Origin of the sequence: Buttiauxella agrestis (genome assembly GCF_900446255.1) — a bacterium.
Lineage (GTDB): Bacteria > Pseudomonadota > Gammaproteobacteria > Enterobacterales > Enterobacteriaceae > Buttiauxella > Buttiauxella agrestis.
Map to the genome: position 1 here is coordinate 1,767,861 of NZ_UIGI01000001.1, position 20,608 is coordinate 1,788,468.

The following is a 20,608-nucleotide window of genomic DNA, read 5'->3' on the forward strand; positions in this document are numbered from 1 at the left end:
CCGATAAGACGCCTTGCGTTACTGATGTCAGCCATCATGATGAGTAGCGCGGCATGGGCGGGGTCATGGAACATTGGCATTCTGGCAATGCGCGGTGAGGTGCAGACGCGCAGCCACTGGCAACCGCTGGAAACGTTGCTCAATCAACAATTGCCTGGCGAACAGTTTCATATTCAACCGCTCGATCTGCACCAGATGCAGGAGGCGGTGAACCGTAAGACGGTTCAATTCGTGGTGACGAATCCGGCGCAGTTTGTGCAACTCAATAGCCATTCACCGCTGCGCTGGCTGGCCTCTTTGCGTTCTACTCGCGGCGGTAAAGCGGCGAGCAACGTTATCGGCAGTGTGATCCTGACCAGACGCGACAGCGGGATCACCTCCGTACACGATCTGATCGGTAAAACGGTGGGCGCGATTGATGCGCAGGCTTTTGGTGGGTATTTGCTGGGGTATAAAGCGCTCAGTGATGCGGGTATTCGCCCGGAACGGGACTTACAGCTGCGTTTTACCGGCTTCCCGGCTGATGCCTTGCTGTATTTGTTACGCGAAAAAGCCGTTCAGGCGGCGATAGTCCCGGTTTGCCTGCTGGAAAATATGGATAAAGAAGGGCTTATCCATAAAGACGATTTTGTGGCGCTGTTAAACCATCCGGCTTCAATTCCCTGTTTAACCAGTACGCCGCTTTACCCGGACTGGTCTTTTGCGGCGCTGCCGATGGTCAGCGATGAACTGGCGGACAGTGTGACGCGGGTGCTGTTTAATTCGCCGGAAGCCGCACCTTTTCATTGGGGGGCTCCGGCTTCTACCAGCCAGGTCGAAACGCTGTTACATGATGTGCGCCAGCATCCGCAGCAGCGGCGTTTGTGGCTGGATGTCAAAAGCTGGTTGATTCAACACCAGCCGGCGATGGGTGGCGCGGCGCTGGTTCTGCTGTTGCTCTCGTTAAATTATATCTGGGTCATGCTACTTGTGCGGCGGCGTGGCCAGCAGTTAGAACGCAATAATGTGCTGTTGCGCCAACAAGAACAGGCCCTGGAAACGGCAAGGCAAATGAGCGTCCTGGGTGAGATGACTTCCGGTTTTGCCCACGAACTGAATCAGCCGCTTTCCGCTATTCGCCATTATGCCGAAGGCTGCCTGATTCGCCTGGAGGCTCAGGATCGGCAGCATCCGCTGCTACCCGCCCTAAAAGAAATCGACAGCCAGGCACAACGTGGCGCCGATACGCTAAGCAATCTGCGCCACTGGGTGAGCCAGGCGCAGGGGAATCCGGCCATTATGCAGGAGTGGAGGCGAGTCAACATTCGTGAAGCGGTTGTACACGTCTGGCAATTATTGCGCATGGCGCAGGATTTTCCGGCAGTAACGCTGCAAATGGAGGGAAATCCCGAACTGGCTTTGCATCTGCCGCCCGTGTTGCTTGAACAAGTGCTGACGAACCTTATCCTGAATGCCACTCAGGCAGGTGCGACAAAGGTGTGGGTTATGGCCGAACATCACGGCGGCGGGACGCGTATCACCTTACAGGATAACGCCGGAGGCATCGACGACGTGTTATTGCGCCAGGCCTTCCAACCCTTTATGACCACCCGCGAAGAGGGGATGGGGTTAGGGCTGGTGATTTGCCAGCGGCTGGTCCGTTACGGCCAGGGAGAGATCGGTATCCTGAATCAAATCGCCCCGGATGGTCAGAAGGGTGTGGCGGTAGTGTTAGATTTTTCGCACACAGAGGAACAAAGTTGCGATGGCGATAATTCATCTGCTGGATGACGATGTGGCAGTCACCAAAGCCTGCGCATTTTTGCTGGAAAGCTTAGGGTACGACGTGCGTTGCTGGAATGAAGGGGCGATGTTTTTGTCTCAGGCTGACCTGTACCAGACCGGAGTATTGTTGTTGGATATGCGTATGCCAGTGATGGACGGGCAGGGCATACATGAAGAGATGCTGCGGCGCGGCAGCACGCTGGCGGTGGTGTTCCTGACGGGGCACGGCGATGTCCCCATGGCGGTGGCGCAAATGAAACGCGGCGCCGTTGATTTTCTGCAAAAGCCCGTTGCGGCAAAACCCCTTCAGATTGCGCTGGAGCACGCGTTACGGGGTTCTGCCCAGGCGGTCGAGCGGCAAAAAATTGTCGCCTGCTATCAGCAACTCACCCCGAAAGAGCGGGAGCTGGCAGGGCTGGTGGCAAACGGATTGCTCAACCGCGAGATTGCCGACAGCATGAATATTGCGGTGCGGACGGTGGAAGTCCATCGTGCCCGCGTGATGGAAAAGATGCAGGCAGGCAGCCTGGCAGAACTGGTGAACCGGTTGCAGCAGGTGCGGGAATGATTGGTGCGGTGGAAAAACAAAAAACTTAGTAGCTATACAACTACGCTGAGTTGCAGGGTAGTAAGGGTTAGTCACTTAACAAAGGTAATATTCATGCACACACATCCGCTACGCCAGATCATTGAATCGTGCGACAGAGCGATCTCCGCTAAAGATTTTGACTCTCTGATGGAAAATTATTCTGAAGATGCGGCTCTGGTGGTTAAGCCGGGTATGATCGTCAAAGGGAAAGATAATATCCGCAAAGCATTTATTGCCATCTCTGATTATTTTCAGGATCAGCTCATCGTTGAACAGGGGGATATGCAGGTCATAGAAGGTGGCGGCAATGCGCTTGTTATCATGGAAACAGTGCTTCGTTTCCCCGATGGTAATAATGGAATAGTTGAAACAACGCGTCGTGCAACCTATGTATTTCGGCAGGAAAGTGATAGTCGTTGGCTTTGTACCATCGACAACTCTTATGGGACTTCTCTTTTGGATGCTGATACAGCCTAAAATACGTTGCCTGAATGACAGCGGATTTGTATTTTTCAGGTACGACGTCTGCTCTTCACGGCCTACGGCTATTGCGTTGATGGCTTCGTGCCAGAACCCTGTTTGGGCCGGTTTGTGCCAGGAGGGGACATCTGTACTTGGGGGAAATCCAGACGACAAATCGGGACCGATTGTGTTAAAAGAAAGTTTCTGGCCAGTTATGCCTGAAGTTTTAATAGGAGCAAAAATGCGAACGCAGAAACGATGTATGGGATATGTAGCCATAGTGGTTGATGACTATGACCGAGCAATTGAGTATTACACGGAAAAGCTGGGTTTTACCCTTGTTGAGGATATTCCACAGCCAGGAAAACGCTGGGTCGTCGTTTCCCCGAACCCAGAAAGCGATTGCAATCTTCTTCTGGCACGAGCTTCAAATGAGAGGCAGGAAGGTTTTATCGGCAACCAATGCGGCGGTAGGGTATTTCTTTTTCTCCAGACGGATGATTTCTGGCGCGATTACAACGCAATGAAATCAAAAGGCGTAGAGTTTTCTGAGGAACCTCGTGATGAAGTATACGGTACAGTTGTCGTATTTGAGGACCTTTACGGCAACCGCTGGGATCTTTATCAGAACAAGTAAGGCTAAACACTGTCTTCCGGATACTTTGTCAATATGTAGCCGGTAACCGCTGTTACTTCCGCTCCTCGCTCACAGCGGACTGTCAATCATATAAGAGAACCGCACTAGCAGGGATATTTGTATCTTGAGGTTATAAGGAAACGATGAGCTGTAACCTGGGATAACGTTCCAACCACTGCTTTGTAGTGACCCGTTGTTTAAAAGAGTCCAACTTTTCACGTTCAAATGCTGGAGTCGGTCGTAAGCGCAGTTCAAATAAGTCAGAAAGTCCATAAGGCGCAGTGATATCGAGACCTTCCTTCCCCAATCTGACAGCTACGGCCGTAGCTGTTTCAGGCCAGTGAAGTAAAGCATTTCCCGTTGAGGTATAGGGATGATCACCATTACGTTGATGCATTCTGGCTTGATTCTTCACCGACCAGTCTAACGAAGGTAATTGTTACTTTAGTTTGTCTTCCAGATAGCTATCATGGTCTGGGCTACAGTGCTCACAGTCAAACCAGACGACATCTACATCACCAGAAACAGGACTTAGCCCATACCCATGTAAGTGATCCCAGACAGCGTCTCGCACAAAACCCGCTCCAATCCAACCATCATTGAGATCCAGTGCTCGAACCACATATAGGATCTTCATTCTTACAGGGTCATCTGACAATATTTTCTGCAATGACGTTTGGTATTCCATTCGTACCCCCTGTTGGAAACAGTAATCCACTGGTGGAAATATTATCAGCATCCTCCTGTCCATGTCCGTTCATCGCTCATAGCGGACTTTCTTCTCCGTAAATTAGTCCGCTCCGTACCAGGAGCGGAAGTTGCTAGTAGGTCGGTACAATGAGTAGCGGGATATAGCACAGTCACTATCGCTGTTTATAAAAACATGTTTTAAAAAACAGTATTGACCGCAAATCTCAAGTGAGTAAATTAGTACTCAGCAGCACAATGAAAATGGTTAGTAAGTTAGTGAATAGAAAGAAGTTCTGGGAAAGCCATTTTGCTATACAGGCCACGAAGTTTGTTGTTTGGGATGTAGTTTGCTTTCAGGCCTTGTAGTGATTGTGCTGGTTCGCAAAATGGTAGTGTTAGCGCGACGATGTAAGGCCTTGTTTTTTTAGTTGATGCTGCCGGTTTCGTTTGTTTATGGTAACCGTATCAGCAACGGGCAACGCATCAAAGAGTCTATGTCGCAATGGGGGATGTGCTTGTTTAGGTTGCCACGCTTAGGTTTTGAAAGCGCAGGCAGGTGTATGACGAGATAAATTGAGGGAGGCTTTTTAGTATTAATGCCCAATATTATCTGTAGTAAACGGGTACATTTGAAAGCAGTATAAATAGCAGTATCATTTTATTAAGTCCATTAATGTTAAATCTGAAGTCTGTAGTACCTTAAAAGCCCTGGCTGCAATGGTCAGGGCTTTTAAGATTACTCCCCCCTGTGAATTGTAAGTTATCCCAACAAATCATTGATAAAACTAACCTTGCATAATGTTTCTTGCCACCCTGACCTGACCACCCACCAGATAACATCATTACAAATGACAGTCAGCTGATCCATGTGGCTGGCCTGAAAGAGACCCGCGAGAATTATTCTTCTCTTTTCCAGCTATTCGTTGTCCGTTCTTCACTCAAAGCTGTGCCTGGATAATCCCATTGGGGACTGTGTTCCATAAGCGGAGGTTAGCGGGCGTTGCAAACATAGGAGTATGTGGTTCAACAGAGAGCCAGCCGATAGGCGAATTTTTCAGCCCGGTCTTTTTCCATTGATGTAAATATCAGGACGGGTAATGGTCCAAGCGTAATTTTCCCGATTTACGGGTTCATAGCCAAGCTTTTCATAAAGCCAGGGAGCGGTTGTTGTAAACAACATGACCCTACGAAGCTTGTCAAAACACGGGTGGTTATGAATGCATTCCATGAGCCATCTTCCGAGCCCGTCACCCTGATATTTCTCAAGTATGTAAACATCGCAGAGGTAAGCGAAGGTGGCATAGTCCGTTATCAACCGCGCGAATCCTATTTGGGATTCATTATGATAAATGCCAAAGTTAAGGCTGTTTTCTATTGATGCACAGACGATGTCCAGATCAATGCCTTTAGCCCACGTAGACCTCGTCAGATATTGATGGACAGCCTGTACATCGAGCATTGTTTTGTCTGTACTGACCAAATAGTCGTTCATTCGCCATTCGTGTATCGCTGAAATACTCATCTTCATACCTGTCTCTATGATGTCGTGAAATTAATTAAATCCTTATTCGATGCGTTTCACATCTGGATGACGCTCGGTTGCGGCTTTATGGAAAATGTCACTCAGCAATCATTAAAAATGATTAATCAGTAAAAACTATATATTTGAGCTTATCTTACTATGCGTCCAGACTGAATCCAGTCTCATTCACTCTTACTGGAAAACTGAGGTAAAAGATGGTCCATAGAATCGATGTGCATTCACACTTTCTGCCCGAACGCTACCGTGCAGCGCTTGCCATTGCAGGTCATTCGAAGCCATCGGGGATGCCTGCCATTCCGGAGTGGAGTGTTAATGAACACCTTGAAATGATGGACCGCAACCAGATTGGCAGCGCTATCCTTTCTGTCTCAGCGCCAGGTGTCCATTTTGGTGACAACGCGGCTGCCCGTGACCTGGCCCGTTATGTGAATGAGGAAGGGGCAAAAGTCGCGCAGGGCAATCCCCGCCGTTTTGGTATGTTTGCCACATTACCGCTGCCTGATGTCGACAGTGCGCTCAATGAGCTGGACTATGCCTTCGATACGCTGAAAGCTGATGGGGTGGTACTGGAAAGTAATTTCCATGGTATCTATCTCGGCGATGCCCGATTCGATCCGGTGTTTGAGGAATTAAATCGCCGACACGCGAAGGTATTCATTCACCCGACTAACCCGCATTGCCCGTGCTGTCAGGTTCAGCCCAAGGGCGAAGACGCGGCATCACTTCCGCCAATCGGTTATCCATTCCCGATGATTGAATTTATGTTCGAAACCACGCGCGCGGTGTTCAATTTACTGCTTTCCGGGACGCTGAATCGCTTCCCAAATGTGCAAATTATCGTGCCGCATGCAGGTGCGACAATCCCGGTGCTGGCAGATCGGGTGGCGGGTATTTCTCCTGCGCTGGGTCTGCCGGAGGAGCTTGATGCATCGAAATTTATGGCTTCATTGCGCGGTATGTATTATGACCTGGCGGGATTCCCACTTCCGCGACAGCTTAAGTCCTTGCTGGAAATAGCCGATCCAAAACATATCTTGTACGGCAGTGATTATCCTTATACGCCGGAGGCGCTGGTCACCGCGCTTGCCAGACAACTTGACGATAGCTCCCTACTAACGACTGAGCTACGGGCAGATTTTATGCGCAATAATGCACTTAATCTCTTCCCACGATTTGCTTAATGGCGCTTGCCTGGCTTTTTAGAGGGCATCTTTATAAATTCAGAATGGATGCGACAGGCGCAGACCATCAGGTCCTTCAACCTGACCGCTTCGTTCAAGAAGCGGTCACTGCTTATCCTCGAAGCCAGGGGGCATTGTAAGTCTGGTAAGCAACCCGCCATCTTCCTTAATTGTTCGAAATTGATACTCCGACTAACTGAGTCACCACGCCTACGATAGTCCAACGGACATTTTCAGTTTTTGATTTCCTTGAGGTGCTTGTAAACAGTGGCTCGTCCCATAGAGAGCACGTTAGCAATGTAGTCTGCGGAGTTTCTGACGGTGAATGCACCCTGGCGATAGAGTTCAGTCACCAGTTCTTTTTTCTGCTGGCGAGACAGAGTTGAAAGCGAAGTATTATTTTCATTCAGCCACTGATGGAGAAAAGTATTAATTTTTTCCTGCCAGTCATGTTTAAAAAGCTGGACGGGTTGTGGCTGCAAACGGTTAACAGACAGGAACATCTCCAGCGCATTTTTCGCATCATCAAGCAGTGTCGTGCTGAAATTGATGCAAAAAATATATTCGGCTTCACCTTCCACGTTTGCCCGGATACTCACCGAACGCATCTTCTTACCATCCCAGTTCAGCTTTTCATAAGGGCCGGTCATGCTTTCAAGGTCATGAAGCGAAAGTTCTTCTAACCCAGCATCATCCCCGATGCTCCGTTTGGAAATATTATTGGCAAGCCAGGCAATTTTACCGCTTTTAACGCTGTGTATAGCGACTTCTACCACCGGGTAAAATAGCGCGGCGATTCCATCTGCCATCGCTTTTAGCGTGGCAAACTGCTCATCTTTAATGCTTTTATTTTCGTTCAAACTTTGATTCCTTCCGTCTGATAACCATTTACGCTTTTAATTGCGCCAGAATGCTGGCTGAAATCTGCGCATCCTGCACGCCGAGCCCGGTCAGGTCGGCAATGGTAATATCAGCCTCACCACGGACATACTGTGAGCGATCTGACAGTAAACTACCCAGCTCAATGACCTTCGCATTTGCGCAATTATCAACCGGTAAATGGCTAAGTTCGCCATATGCACCGCACTGCTTAAGAGAATCAGCCACAATACAATCGGCTTTTGCCATCAGTTTTGCGTCAAGCTCTTGCTTACCAGGGCCATCTGCACCCACGGCGGTGATATGTGTCCCAGGCTGAACCCACTCGGCAAGCACCAGGGGTTCGGTTGATGGCGTGGCGGTGACGATAACCGAAGCGCCGCTTGCGGCTTGCTGTTCGCGCGTCGTTGTAACCAGCTTAATATCGGTATCAGAAAGCTGCTCGCGGAATCGCGCAAGCGATGCTTCACTACGTCCCCAGACAATCACCTCACGGCAGGGAGTCAGTTCCAGAAGCTGGCGCAGTTGAAGCTCCGCCTGTAAGCCAGTGCCGAAGATAGCAATCCGCTCTATGCACTCAGGAAGCAGCATTTCCGCGGCAATGCGTCCTGCCAGTGCGGTACGTACGCCAGTCAACCAACCATGATCGTCAAGAAGTACCAGGGGTTGTCCCGTTTGTGCCGAGAAAACCAGATTGAGCCCGTCATTGCTGGGCAATCCAAGGGAAGGATTGTTATAAAAACCGGTCGAGATTTTTACACAGAAACTTTCGCTACCCTCAATCCAGGCGGATTTGATACAGCAGTCGCCTTCGGCTTGCGTGAAGGCAAACTGCTGGGCTGGTGGAAGCTGCACTCGCCCGGCGGAAAACGCTTCAAAACCCGCTTTCAGTCTGGTCAGCGCATCGTTTTGGTTAAATAGCGCTTTGATTTCTTCAGGGCCGATTATTTTCATTTCACCGCACCGGCGAATTTTTCCAGCGTGATATTTTTGCCACACAGTACCACTGCGACCCGCTTGCCGCGCCATTGCCCGGCCTGCTGCATAAAGGCTGCCATCGCCACACCCGCCGCGCCTTCCACCATCCAGCGCTCATAACGGGCCAGGGTTTTCATCGCCGCTTTGATTTCTTCTTCGCTGACCAGCACACAGTCATCGACAACCGCCTGGCAGAGTGGGAAGGTGATTGTGCCGGGTTCCAGGCCGCCCGCCGTGCCGTCTGAAAGCGTATCGTGCTCTTCCGGCTCCACAATTTCGCCCGCCTGAAGTGAGGCGTACATCGCCACAGACGCTTCAGGCCAACAGGCCACAATGCGGGTTTCCGGTGACAGATGTTTCATTACCGCACCGATGCCGGAAATCAAACCACCACCGCCCACTGCGACAAAAATGGCATCCAGATTTTTTTCTGTTTCAAGCATCTCAAACGCGATGGTGCCTTGCCCGGCGATCACGTCTTCATCGTTGTAGGGTGAAACAAAGGTGATCCCTTCACGAGCCGCGGTTTCTGCCGCCTCCAGTTCAACACTGAGTGCGTCCTTTTCGACCATATTCACCGTTGCGCCGTACGCGCGAATAGCGTCAATCTTCAAAGGCGAAGCGGTGGCTGGCACAAAAACAGTAACCGGAACGCCTGCCATTGCCCCCGCCAGTGCCATACCTTGCCCGTGATTACCCGAAGACGCCGTGATCACCCCCTGCGCCTTTTGTTCCGGGGTCAGCAGACGAATCTTGTTACTGGCGCCACGGAATTTAAACGAGCCGGTGTGTTGCAGATGCTCACCCTTAAGAAACAGATCGCACCCGTACAGTGCCGAAAGCATGTGGCTGCGATCGAGCGGCGTTTTTCTGACCTGAGGGCGAAGCGCGGTATGCGCTTCCTGGCTGGCGGTAAAAAGTTTGAGTAGTTGTGACATAGTGACGTCCTGAATGTGTATTTATTATCTAATATAGACTTTTAGTACACATTGTCTATCGCCAATTTGTGTATTGCAGGACATCGAAAAGCGTTGTTAAGTCCGCACTGTATTCATTGTTGGGGAGTCGGTCTGCGTGGCTAAACAGTCCATAAAAAAAGGCCACCTATTCGGTGGCCTCAAATAATGAGTTTTCAGGGTTATTTTATTTGTAAAATAACGTGCTAAATCGATATGCCCTATCAGTGAAGTTCAAGTCTAACCAACTCCATCGGGCAGAACACACCTTCACAACCTTCGATTTCAACACATTCAGAACGACGAATTTGTTCGGCTGTTTTACCTTCGCCGTGAATGGCCTTAATGACACCAGTCAGACCCTTATTGAAAACCATAACACGGCTGCCAGTTGCGATAGCGTTACGGTAGCAATCATAGGTCAACATCATCATTCCTCCTTTTTGTTGTATCAAGATGAGATGATTTAACGGCAAATAAATAGCTCTGAATCGGCAAAAATGTTTTGAGCTAAGTCAAAATTTTATAAGTTTCAGCGGCTCAGGAAAAGACGGAAGTCGGTTGGAGTGCTTTATTGATGACTTCGCTTTAGTCGCAGTTCTTAGCCCTAACTGCTGGCGATATTCTCCCGGAGTTACCCCTGCGAATCGCTTGAAGGCCCGGCCTAAAGTAATGCCTGAATCGTAGCCGACTCGCTCTGCAATATTTGTGAGAGTGAGCTGAGGATGTCGCAGTAAACAACGAGCGCGGTACATTCTCCAGTGCGTCAGATACTCCCCCGGCGTTTCCCCGGTGACGGCTTTAAAGTGAACGGCAAAAGACGAACGCGACATCCCCGCTTCTGAGGCCAGCATTTGCAGGCTCCAGGGTCTGGCGATGTCATTATGAATGCGTCTGACCACGCGGCCCAGCTTGCTATCAGCCAAGGCCGCAATCCAGCCTCGCTGCGTTTGTTCGCGTAAACAATGCGCTCTTATTGCCTGGACAAACATGACGTCCGCAAGTCGGCTGACGACTATGCGCGAGCCCAGATGTTGTTCGGCGGTTTCGATTGCCAGCAGCTTTAGCGTCGCTTCTAACAGCGGTGAACGGGTTGCATCTGCGGGGATCACCACGACGGAAGGGAGCATCGACAGCAGCGGTTCTGCGCCTGCGCTGTCAAAAGTAAAATAGCCACACAGAATATCGGCCACTTCGCCATCGCCTCCAAAACTGAGATCTTTGCCGGGGCATTGTGCAAAAACATCCTCGCACCAGCGCGTCGGAGTAGCGGGGTGATCCACCAGAGAAAACAGCGTCTGAGGCTGCACCAGAAAGCCATCACCTTGTTGCAGCTCAATGGGATTTTCAATGCCCTCGGCAACCAGTAAGCCACGTCCGGAAACCATAAATCCAAAGCGAATCGAAGCACTTTTGACAAAGCTTATCCCCCAGGGGGCATGTGGCAAAAGGCGTGAATAGAGCGCGCTTTGCAGGTGCATTGCCGCGAATACATCGTCGAGAGGATCCATTTCATACTCGCTTTTATGGACGTTAAGGCAGTAATAATGCGATTTCAGTCATTCTACGTCCAGCGAAAAAATTCTACTGTACAGCGACATGCTCAACTAATTTAAGTGAAATCAAAATGCAAAGTTATCGCCTTGAGAGTTTTGGAAGTCTGGACGGTTTGAAGAGGGTCGAAGAACAGCAACCTGTTCCTGGGCGCAATCAGGTTTTGATCAGAGTCCGCGCCTGTAGCCTTAATTATCGTGATCTGGCCATTGCGCACGGAACCAGCACTTTATCTCCCAGAGCCGGGCTAATCCCTTTATCGGACGGCGTGGGTGAGGTTGTTGCCACGGGCGATTGTGCGAGTCTGTTTAAAAATGGAGACAGGGTAGCAGGAACATTCTTTCCTTACTGGTTTGACGGCGCTTTGGATAGCGCCGCTGGGCGCGGAACCTACGGTAATCAGGCGGATGGCTGGCTAACGTCATATAAGGTGGTTGACGAAGGATCGCTGGTGTCGATACCTGATTACCTGAGCTGGGAGCAGGCTGCGACCCTCCCTTGCGCGGCGATTACGGCGTGGAACAGCCTTCAACAGTCGCGCCCGATACGGCCAGGTGAAACGGTACTGACGCAGGGTACTGGCGGTGTGTCACTGTTTGCCGTGCAGTTCGCCAAAATCATGGGCGCACGGGTGATTGCACTCACTTCAAATGATGCAAAAGCCCAGCTCTTGTCTACTCTTGGAGCCGATCATGTCATCAATTATCAACGGCATCCCGACTGGTCAGTTAAAGTGTGCGAACTGACTCAAGGGCAGGGGGTTGAACGGGTCGTTGAAATCGGTGGGCCGGGCACGTTAAACCAGTCTTTACTTTCGACGGCACCAGGAGGTGAAATTGCCCTGCTGGGATTTGTTGCCAATGGAGATAAGTCTATAGATTTTATGACACTGTTTAAAAGTGGAGCCACTGTTAGACCTTTCAGTGTCGGCAGTCGCGAGGATTTTATCGCTATGAATCGCACACTGAATATGAGTCAGCTTCAGCCAGTAATTGATAAAGTCTTTAAGTTTGAAAATGCGATTGAAGCCTGGCGCTATTTTGATAGCCGACAGCAGATCGGCAAAGTGGTTATCTCGATGAATTGATGTTGCGAAATAAGGTGGCATGGCTCAGTCCGGGCAATGATTTGGGTTATCTGGCGATTGCCCAACCCGGACTGTGTTTATTCGATGATCTACATTTGGCGATGTTATTAAGCCGAGAGTTCTCTGCGGACGATTTCTGCGCCTGCACTTAAAGCACTCAACTTGCCTCGTGCTACCTGGCGAGGTAAAGGGGTCATGCCGCAGTTGGTGCTAGGATAGAGCTTGTCGGCGTCGACAAACTGTAGTGCTTTACGCAAAGTATTCGCGACTTCTTCTGGTGTCTCAATAATATGGGTTGCTACGTCAATGGCGCCGACCATGACTTTTTTCCCTCGAATGAGTTCAATGAGGTCCATTGGTACTCGAGAATTCTGACATTCCAGTGAAATTATATCGATGGCAGACGCCTGCAATTTGGGGAAAAACTCCTCATATTGCCGCCATTCCGAACCCAGCGTCTTTTTCCAGTCTGTATTGGCTTTGATGCCGTAACCGTAGCAAATATGTACGGCCGTTTCACATTTAAGCCCTTCAACGGCTCTTTCTAACGCAGCAATTCCCCAGTCATTCACCTCGTCAAAAAATACATTAAATGCAGGTTCATCAAACTGGATAATATCAACGCCAGCCGCCTCTAATTCTCTGGCTTCTTGATTAAGAATTTTGGCAAATTCCCAGGCGAGTTTCTCGCGGCTTTTATAATGGCTATCATAAAGCGTATCGATCATGGTCATCGGACCCGGCAACGCCCATTTAATGGGTTGCTTTGTTTGCTGACGTAAAAACTTAGCATCTTCAACGAAAACAGGCTTCTGGCGAGAAACAGGGCCAACAACAGTGGGTACACTCGCATCGTAGCGATTGCGAATTTTAACAATCTCACGCTTCTCAAAATCAACGCCGCTGAGGTGTTCAATAAATGTCGTGACAAAGTGCTGACGCGTTTGCTCGCCGTCGCTGACGATATCAATCCCGGCATGTAGCTGATCTTCCAGGCACAAACGTAGAGCATCTTGTTTGCCCTCAACTAATTCATCACCTTGTAGTTTCCAGGGAGACCAAAGCGTTTCAGGTTGTGCAAGCCAGGACGGTTTAGGCAAACTGCCCGCAGTCGAAGTGGGTAATAATATTTTCATAATAAATAACCTTAATTTTTTGATAATCAGTGAGCGTAATTAGCAGACCATTTTTCAAGAATAGTTTGGTATGGTTTGATGAAGTTCTCTTCTGTAAACTTTCCCTGCTCAATAGCTAGCTGGCTACGTTCTTCTCGATCATAAACAATTTGAGTTAGTGAATAATCCTGTTGATTCAGGCTCGGTTGATAGATTTTACCGGCGGTAGAATTAGCATTGTAAATCTCAGGCCGATAAATTTTTTGGAAAGTCTCCATTGTACTAATAGTCCCGATCAGCTCAAGATTCGTATAGTCGCTCGTCAAATCGCCTGCAAAATAAAAGGCTAAGGGCGCAACGCTATTTGGTGGCATAAAATAGCGAGCCTGCAACCCCATTTTATTGAAATAGTGATCGGTCATGGACGACTCATCTTGCTGATATTCCACACCCAATACCGGATGATGATTTTCAGTGCGATGATAAGTGTTTTTACTGGACACGCTCAGGCATATCACTGGTGATTTATTAAAGCGTTCCTTGTAAGCGCTTGAGTTAATAAAGCATTTGAATAGATTTCCATGCAAATCACCAAAATTCTCTGGCGTGCTAAACCCGGCATTGTTCTTGTTGTGCTCTAACAGCAAGACGCTAAAGTCATAATCCCGGACGTAAGAGGAAAAATTATTCCCAACAATACCTTCAATACGCTCGTGAGTTTTTTGATCGACAATATTGGTTTTTAATATTTCAATCAATGGGAAGGTGTCGCCTTTACCTTCAACATCCATCTCCACGGAAATGATTTCAAGTTCGACGCCATAACGATCGCCTTGTGGATTATCCCAATGCGCCAGAGAATTGAAACGGTCGTCAATCATTTTTAAGGTATTGCGCAAATTCTCCTGGCGCTTATGACCTCTGGCTAAATTAGCAAAGTTGGTCGTGATGCGCGTATTTTCGGATGGGTTGTAATTCTCATCGAAAGAAATGCTTTTAATCGTAAATTTAAATTCTGTATTCATCGCGATTGGGTATCCTAATTTCTGATAAGACCTGAATTTATTTTTTGCTTTTTCAGCATGACCCAATTTTCTTTTCAGGTTTCTTAACCAGTAGTCTTCATATTGTCTGTAACTGATTGCAGTAGGATATTTATGCCAGAGTCACTGATTGAGTAAAAGTGATTAAATTTCAGAGAACATGAGAGAATTTCATGTTCAGGTGAACGCGTCCTGTTGGCAGAAGGTCAACCGCTGGCGACGAAAACGAAAAAGCCCGCTTAGTTTCCTAAGCGGGCTTCTTAAATTTGGCTCCTCTGACTGGACTCGAACCAGTGACATACGGATTAACAGTCCGCCGTTCTACCGACTGAACTACAGAGGAATCGGTTAACGGGGCGCATATTAGCGATGCCATCATGGCTTGTCAAAGCCTGTCATCAACTCGCGGGTTCGTTTGCTGATAAAACAGACAAACGCGGCGTTTCACGCGTGCAGACAGTTCTTTACAGCACATTTGTTGCCAAACCGGCACGACTGGCTAAGATATGCGGTTCAATGACGCGAGGGTTTCATGCTTAAACGGCAGCAGTTGGCAAAGTGGTTTTTATTTCTGGCATGTCTGGTGGTGCTTGTCTGCACGGCCCAGCGCATGGCGGGAATGCACGCCTTGCAAATGAAAATCGCCGAAAACGTCATGCTCTCGCAAAATAGTGTCTCTGACATTGATGAAGCCGCGTCAGTGACGCCGTGCGAATTAAGCGCAAAATCATTGCTTGCCGCACCTCCTGTTTTGTTCGAAGGCGCGCTGTTTGTTTTCAGTCTGCTCCTCACACTTCTTGCGCCACTGCTGGCGACATCTTCCTCCGTCACACCGGTTCGGGAGTTTTCCTCGCCCACGCTCCGGGTACATCTGCGATTCTGCGTCTTCCGTGAATGAAACGTCGGCTGTTTAACACAGTTCGATAATTCATATACGGAGAAAAAATATGTTGAGTCTTTTCAGGCAGGCGTTGCTCTGTCTTTTATTGCTATGGCACCCATTTTCATGGGCGGCGCAGGCAGGCTGGCTTCAGTCTGCTGAGAATGATCATGCCAGCGTCAGGTTACGTGCGGATACCTCCGGGGCTGGGAAAACCCAGTTTTTACTGGATGTAAAACTCGAAGAGGGCTGGAAAACATACTGGCGATCGCCCGGCGACGGCGGTGTCGCGCCGACGATTAGCTGGCACGAGCCGGTAAAATCGGCCCAGTGGTTTTGGCCTGTTCCACAGCGTTTTGATGTGGGCGGAATCACCACCCAGGGTTATCACAATGAAGTGAGCATTCCGATGCGGCTAGACGGCGAAATCCCGGCGAAAATTGCTGGCGTGTTGACGCTCTCGACCTGCAAAGATGTTTGCCTGCTGACGGATTACCCTTTTGAAATCACCCCCACTCAAGGTGATGCGACATTTACACATGACTACGCACAAGCGATGGGTAAAGTCCCGCTTGCCGACGGGCTGACGGACAATCTGATTGCCGGATATCACAATGCTGAACTGGTGGTGCAGGCCACTCGCGCGGCTGGCTGGCAGAAACCCGAACTATTTCTCGATATGCCGGAAGACGCCAGTTTTGGGAAGCCAAAGTATCGTGTAGATGGCGAAAAGCTGTGGGCAACGATACCGGTGAGCGATGGCTGGGATGGCGCCGGGCCAGATCTGCGCGGGCGTCATCTTTCACTGGTTATCGCTGATAACGGTGTTGCACAGCAAAGCCAGGTTACGATAGCCGATGCGCCAGTTACGCCACCTGCCAGTGGCGATTTTGTGTTGTGGCAGGTTTTGCTGTTGGCGTTGCTGGGCGGTTTTATTCTCAACCTGATGCCTTGCGTTCTGCCGGTTTTGGGGATGAAACTCGGCTCGGTATTGCTGGCGGATAAGCAGGATCAACGCGTGATCCGCAAGCAATTCCTCGCCTCGTTTGCCGGGATTATGGTTTCGTTTATGGCGCTGGCATTGTTAATGACGGTACTGCGTTTGACGAATCAGGCTGTGGGCTGGGGCATTCAGTTCCAGAATGTCTGGTTTATCGGCTTTATGGCCGCCGTGATGCTGATTTTTAGCGCCAACCTGTTTGGGCTGTTCGAGTTCCGACTTTCATCTAATGTCACCACCAAACTTGCGACTCACGGTGGCAAGGGCATCAGCGGTCATTTCTGGCAGGGCGCACTGGCGACGTTACTGGCGACGCCGTGTAGCGCACCGTTCCTTGGCACTGCCGTCGCCGTTGCGCTGGGGGCATCGCTGCCTACGCTTTGGGGGATCTTCCTCGCGCTTGGCGTAGGCATGAGCTTGCCGTGGCTGTTAATTGCCGCCCGCCCATCGCTTGCATTACGCCTGCCTAAACCTGGACGCTGGATGAACTGGCTGCGCCGGATACTGGCAGTGATGATGCTTGGCTCGGCGTTGTGGCTGGTGAGTCTGTTATCCGTGCATTTTGGCTCATCGACAAAACCCGCAGCGCAAGAAAATATCCCCTGGCAGCCGCTCACTGAACAGGCGATTACGGACGCGCTGGCGCAAAATAAACGCGTGTTTATTGATGTCACCGCAGACTGGTGCATTACCTGCAAAATTAATAAGTTAAACGTACTTTCCCGTGACGACGTGCAGGCGGCATTGCAGCAACCTGATGTGGTTGCGCTGCGCGGTGACTGGACGCTCCCTTCAAAAGATATCACTGCATTTCTCAAACAGCGCGGGCAGGCCGGGGTGCCGTACAACCAGATTTATGGTCCCGCATTCCCCGAAGGAAAACCGCTGCCAACACTGCTGACGCGTGACGCTGTGCTCAATACGCTAAACGATGCGAAAGGAATGAAATAATGAAAATGATCATGACGATGCTGCTGTTAGTGGCAGCGACTTTTGGCGCGAATGCCGCAGAGCCAACGAATGAAGAGCAAGTGCAACAAATGATTTATCAGGCGTTGTATCACGATCCTGCCAGCCCACGGATTGGGGCGGCATCCCCGAAACTCACTATTATTTCATTCACGGATTACAACTGCCCATATTGCAAAAAGTTTGACCCGATGCTGGAGAAAATTGTTGAGAAATACCCTGATGTTGCAGTCATTTTCAAGCTGCTGCCGTTTCGTGGTGAATCGTCTTCTCTGGCATCCCGCGTGGCGTTGACGACCTGGCGTGAGCATCCGCAGCAGTTCCTGGCTTTGCACCACAGTTTGATGTCGAAAACCGGGAATCACACCGCCGCCACCATTGATGCGGCGGTGGCTAAAAGCGGTGCAACAGCGGTCAAGCCTGATGAACTGAGCCGGGAAACGCTGAATCTCAATCTGCAACTGGCGCGTGTGGTTGGGGTTCAGGGCACGCCGGCAACTCTGGTTGGCGATACGCTGCTGGCCGGCGCTGTGCCGTGGGACTCACTTGAGGAACTGGTGAAAGAAAAACGGGAACAGGCCAATGAAAAGTAAGCTCAGGCGTTGGGGGAAAGAAGCGCTGGTGATGGTGGTGATTTTTATCACCATCGTGGTGCTGATGGATTTGTGGCGGGCGCCAAAGATGCCCTCAACCTTTGACAGCACGCCGCTTCATACGCTGGATGGCAATTCCGTGACGTTAAGTACATTAAGCGAAGAACGCCCGCTGTTACTCTACTTTTGGGCCAGTTGGTGCGGCGTTTGCCGTTACACAACGCCTTCGGTCACGCAGTTGGCGGAGGAGGGCGAAAACGTCATGACTATCGCACTGCGCTCCGGTGCGGCCGTCGATGTTTCGCGCTGGCTTGAGCAGAAAAAAGTTCAGCTGCCGGTAGTGAATGACGCTTCTGGCGAGCTATCCCGCAACTGGCAGATTGGCGTCACACCGACATTGGTGGTGCTATATAAAGGTGAAGTGGTTTCTTCGACTACCGGCTGGACAACGTATTGGGGAATGAAGGCGCGGCTTTGGTGGGCGGCCTTTTGATCCTGTGAATTTGCGCACCGTAATGGTGCGCAAATACCTCTTATGGGGCATAAGAGAACCGCTGTTTCAATCCCATTTTTCTCGTTATTAAATCACTTTCTCTTATTATCCAGCTTGTTAGCGCATCTGGTCGGATGTTTCTCAAAAGTGGCAAGCATATTGCAATTCTTAGAGAGACATCACTGCCGAGACTGGCGTTGGCATTCCGTGTAGGAGGCAAAATGAATTTAAGACGACTGAAGTACTTCGTAAAAATCGTCGATATTGGTAGCCTGACTCAGGCCGCAGAAGTGCTGCATATTGCGCAGCCCGCGCTGAGTCAACAGGTCGCTACCCTTGAAGGTGAAATGGATCAGCAGCTGTTAATTCGCACCAAACGCGGCGTAACGCCAACAGAAGCAGGGAAAATCCTGTATACCCATGCGCGGACCATTCTGCGCCAGTGCGAACAGGCGCAGCTTGCCGTTTGCAATGTGGGCCAAACTTTAGGCGGGCAGGTTTCTATCGGACTTGCGCCTGGCACTGCGGCTTCATCTATCACCATGCCTCTATTACAGGCAGTACGTGCGGAATTACCCGACGTACTGGTCTATCTGCATGAGAACAGTAGTTCTGTCCTGAATGACAAGCTGTTAAGCGGCCAGCTTGACATGGCGGTCTTGTATGACCGTTCTCCAACGGCGGGCATCACCAGCCAACCGTTACTCAAAGAGGAGTTGTTTCTTGTCGGCACCCGCGACTGTCCAGGTCAGACAGTCGATCTCGCTGCGGTGGCCGAAATGAACCTATTCCTGCCGCGTGACTACAGCGCTGTGCGTAAACGGGTTGATGAAGCGTTTTCGCTGCGCCGCCTGACGGCAAAAATTACCGGTGAGATTGATTCTATTTCGACGCTGACCGCCGCGATTGCCAGTGGCATGGGCGTGACCGTGTTGCCAGAGTCCGCCGCGCGATCGCTTGTGAGTTCGGCAAATGGCTGGATGGCGCGGATCACCAGCCCGTCGTTGAATTTACCGCTTTCGGTTAATGTGTCCGCCCGCACGTCGTTATCGCCGCAAGCGCAGGCCGTTAAAGACATTTTAATGTCGCTGGTGGTTCGTCCGACGCAGGAAAGCCGCGAGTTGTTACTGGTCGGCTAATTAGGCTTATGTCTAAATCGAATAAGTTGCTGGTTTTTATTATTTGTTATATCCGGGTTGCCACTTTAACAATAGTGTAAAGAACGGTCATGCCCCGGGGGCAATGTGAACTTCCAGCAACTTAAAATTATCCGCGAAGCGGCACGGCGGGACTACAATCTCACCGAAGTCGCTAATATGCTTTTCACTTCGCAATCGGGCGTCAGCCGTCATATTCGTGAGCTGGAAGAAGAACTCGGTATCGAGATTTTCATCCGTCGGGGCAAGCGTTTATTAGGCATGACGGAACCGGGCAAAGCACTGCTGGTGATTGCGGAACGCATCCTCAATGAAGCCAGCAACGTGCGCCGCCTGGCCGATGTCTTTACTAATGACGCCAGCGGCGTGCTCACGATTGCCACTACCCATACCCAGGCGCGTTACAGCTTACCGTCGGTGATTAAATCTTTCAGAGCGCTGTTTCCAGAAGTGCGGCTTGAGCTGATTCAGGGAACGCCGCAGGAAATAGAAACGCTTTTGCATAACGGTACGGCAGATATTGGCATTGCCAGTGAGCGCCTGAGCACCGATCCTTTAGTTGTCGCTTATCCCTGGTTTCGTTGGTATCACACGTTGCTGGTGCCGCGCGGCCATCCATTGATTCATGCTAATCCTCTTACGCTAGACGATATCAGCCGCTGGCCGATTATTACCTATCGCCAGGGGATCACCGGACGAGCGCGCATAGACGAGGCTTTTTCTCGCCGGGGTTTAACGCCCGATATCGTTTTGAGCGCGCAGGATTCCGACGTGGTGAAAACTTACGTTGAGCTGGGATTGGGCATCGGTCTGGTGGCGTTTCAGGCAAGCGGCGATGACGGGGAGTTAGTCAGGCTCGACACCCGGCATTTGTTTGATGCCAACACGGTATGGTTGGGCCTCAAACGTGGGCAGTTGCAGCGCAATTACGTCTGGCGTTTTATCGAGTTATGTAACCCGGAGCTTTCCGTTGCCGATATTAAACGCCTTGCGCTCGAGCCAGAAGAAACGGTACTGGATTATGAAATCTGACGAAAG

At 50.2% G+C, this 20,608-nt stretch carries 19 protein-coding genes, 1 tRNA gene and 2 pseudogenes; 12 read left to right on the forward strand and 10 right to left on the reverse strand.

The genetic code is table 11. From position 1 onward, the window contains the following. Positions 1 to 24 precede the first annotated feature (24 nt). The 4 genes from ttrS to DY231_RS08390 all read left to right on the forward strand — a co-directional run bounded on the left by ttrS (position 25) and on the right by DY231_RS08390 (position 3,452). On the forward strand, positions 25 to 1,770 hold the full coding sequence (ttrS, locus tag DY231_RS08375) for a tetrathionate respiration histidine kinase TtrS (RefSeq protein ID WP_370511349.1): 1,746 nt from the start codon (positions 25 to 27) through the stop codon (positions 1,768 to 1,770). After that, on the forward strand, positions 1,745 to 2,332 hold the full coding sequence (gene ttrR, locus DY231_RS08380; RefSeq protein WP_115631799.1) for a tetrathionate respiration response regulator TtrR: 588 nt from the start codon (positions 1,745 to 1,747) through the stop codon (positions 2,330 to 2,332). Before ttrS ends, ttrR begins: the two co-directional genes overlap by 26 nt. Positions 2,333 to 2,425: 93 nt before the next feature. Further along, a complete protein-coding gene (locus DY231_RS08385) occupies positions 2,426 to 2,830 on the forward strand; it encodes a YybH family protein (RefSeq protein WP_115627971.1) in 405 nt (134 codons plus the stop codon). A 226-nt stretch (positions 2,831 to 3,056) separates the two neighbouring features. After that, the gene (locus DY231_RS08390; protein WP_115631800.1) at positions 3,057 to 3,452 is read left to right on the forward strand and encodes a VOC family protein; all 396 of its coding nucleotides are present in this window, start codon (positions 3,057 to 3,059) and stop codon (positions 3,450 to 3,452) included. A gap of 130 nt (positions 3,453 to 3,582) precedes the next feature. Here the strand turns inward: DY231_RS08390 and DY231_RS08395 are convergent. Both DY231_RS08395 and DY231_RS08400 read right to left on the reverse strand, forming a co-directional pair. After that, positions 3,583 to 4,140: pseudogene (locus tag DY231_RS08395) on the reverse strand (nucleotidyltransferase family protein). A 1,056-nt stretch (positions 4,141 to 5,196) separates the two neighbouring features. Beyond that, complete coding sequence (locus DY231_RS08400; RefSeq protein WP_172588663.1) at positions 5,197 to 5,664, reverse strand: GNAT family N-acetyltransferase; 468 nt, start codon at positions 5,662 to 5,664, stop codon at positions 5,197 to 5,199. A 215-nt stretch (positions 5,665 to 5,879) separates the two neighbouring features. On the opposite strand from DY231_RS08400, the gene DY231_RS08405 reads away from it, so the two are divergent. Further along, complete coding sequence (locus DY231_RS08405; RefSeq protein ID WP_115627973.1) at positions 5,880 to 6,866, forward strand: amidohydrolase family protein; 987 nt, start codon at positions 5,880 to 5,882, stop codon at positions 6,864 to 6,866. Between the two features lie 233 nt (positions 6,867 to 7,099). On the opposite strand, the gene DY231_RS08410 is transcribed toward DY231_RS08405, so the two are convergent. The 5 genes and pseudogenes from DY231_RS08410 to DY231_RS08430 form a co-directional block, all read right to left on the reverse strand. Then, positions 7,100 to 7,726, reverse strand: coding sequence for a helix-turn-helix transcriptional regulator (locus tag DY231_RS08410; protein WP_370511288.1), 627 nt, complete (start codon positions 7,724 to 7,726; stop codon positions 7,100 to 7,102). A 28-nt stretch (positions 7,727 to 7,754) separates the two neighbouring features. Further along, entirely contained in the window at positions 7,755 to 8,699 is a 945-nt protein-coding gene (locus DY231_RS08415) for an NAD(P)-binding domain-containing protein (RefSeq protein WP_115627974.1), read from the reverse strand. Beyond that, positions 8,696 to 9,661, reverse strand: a complete 966-nt coding sequence (locus tag DY231_RS08420) for a threonine/serine dehydratase (protein WP_115627975.1) — start codon at positions 9,659 to 9,661, stop codon at positions 8,696 to 8,698. The genes DY231_RS08415 and DY231_RS08420 overlap by 4 nt, the downstream gene beginning before the upstream one ends. Positions 9,662 to 9,903: 242 nt before the next feature. Further along, the gene (gene ydfZ / locus DY231_RS08425) at positions 9,904 to 10,107 is read right to left on the reverse strand and encodes a putative selenium delivery protein YdfZ (protein ID WP_115631802.1); all 204 of its coding nucleotides are present in this window, start codon (positions 10,105 to 10,107) and stop codon (positions 9,904 to 9,906) included. Between the two features lie 153 nt (positions 10,108 to 10,260). Then, positions 10,261 to 11,190: pseudogene (locus tag DY231_RS08430) on the reverse strand (AraC family transcriptional regulator); the annotation flags it as partial. 116 nt (positions 11,191 to 11,306) lie between these two features. Between DY231_RS08430 and DY231_RS08435 the strand changes: the two are divergent. Next, positions 11,307 to 12,320 carry a zinc-dependent alcohol dehydrogenase family protein gene (locus DY231_RS08435; protein ID WP_115627976.1) on the forward strand — a complete coding sequence of 338 codons (1,014 nt, stop codon included), beginning with the start codon at positions 11,307 to 11,309 and terminating at the stop codon, positions 12,318 to 12,320. 107 nt (positions 12,321 to 12,427) lie between these two features. Here DY231_RS08435 and DY231_RS08440 read toward each other — a convergent pair whose 3' ends face one another. The 3 genes from DY231_RS08440 to DY231_RS08450 all read right to left on the reverse strand — a co-directional run bounded on the left by DY231_RS08440 (position 12,428) and on the right by DY231_RS08450 (position 14,821). Beyond that, positions 12,428 to 13,456, reverse strand: coding sequence for a methionine synthase (locus DY231_RS08440; RefSeq protein WP_115627977.1), 1,029 nt, complete (start codon positions 13,454 to 13,456; stop codon positions 12,428 to 12,430). Between the two features lie 26 nt (positions 13,457 to 13,482). Then, entirely contained in the window at positions 13,483 to 14,460 is a 978-nt protein-coding gene (locus DY231_RS08445) for a DUF1852 domain-containing protein (RefSeq protein ID WP_115631803.1), read from the reverse strand. Between the two features lie 285 nt (positions 14,461 to 14,745). Continuing rightward, positions 14,746 to 14,821: transfer RNA gene (locus DY231_RS08450), tRNA-Asn, on the reverse strand. 189 nt (positions 14,822 to 15,010) lie between these two features. On the opposite strand from DY231_RS08450, the gene DY231_RS08455 reads away from it, so the two are divergent. The 6 genes from DY231_RS08455 to cbl all read left to right on the forward strand — a co-directional run bounded on the left by DY231_RS08455 (position 15,011) and on the right by cbl (position 20,602). Then, on the forward strand, positions 15,011 to 15,376 hold the full coding sequence (locus DY231_RS08455; protein ID WP_115627978.1) for a copper resistance protein: 366 nt from the start codon (positions 15,011 to 15,013) through the stop codon (positions 15,374 to 15,376). Positions 15,377 to 15,425: 49 nt separating this feature from the next. Then, on the forward strand, positions 15,426 to 17,309 hold the full coding sequence (locus DY231_RS08460; RefSeq protein WP_115627979.1) for a protein-disulfide reductase DsbD family protein: 1,884 nt from the start codon (positions 15,426 to 15,428) through the stop codon (positions 17,307 to 17,309). Further along, the gene (locus DY231_RS08465) at positions 17,309 to 17,920 is read left to right on the forward strand and encodes a DsbA family protein (RefSeq protein ID WP_115627980.1); all 612 of its coding nucleotides are present in this window, start codon (positions 17,309 to 17,311) and stop codon (positions 17,918 to 17,920) included. Before DY231_RS08460 ends, DY231_RS08465 begins: the two co-directional genes overlap by 1 nt. Next, complete coding sequence (locus DY231_RS08470) at positions 17,910 to 18,413, forward strand: protein disulfide oxidoreductase (RefSeq protein ID WP_115627981.1); 504 nt, start codon at positions 17,910 to 17,912, stop codon at positions 18,411 to 18,413. The genes DY231_RS08465 and DY231_RS08470 overlap by 11 nt, the downstream gene beginning before the upstream one ends. A gap of 221 nt (positions 18,414 to 18,634) precedes the next feature. Further along, complete coding sequence (nac, locus tag DY231_RS08475; protein WP_115627982.1) at positions 18,635 to 19,552, forward strand: nitrogen assimilation transcriptional regulator NAC; 918 nt, start codon at positions 18,635 to 18,637, stop codon at positions 19,550 to 19,552. A 105-nt stretch (positions 19,553 to 19,657) separates the two neighbouring features. Beyond that, positions 19,658 to 20,602, forward strand: a complete 945-nt coding sequence (gene cbl / locus DY231_RS08480) for an HTH-type transcriptional regulator Cbl (protein ID WP_115627983.1) — start codon at positions 19,658 to 19,660, stop codon at positions 20,600 to 20,602. Positions 20,603 to 20,608 lie beyond the last annotated feature (6 nt).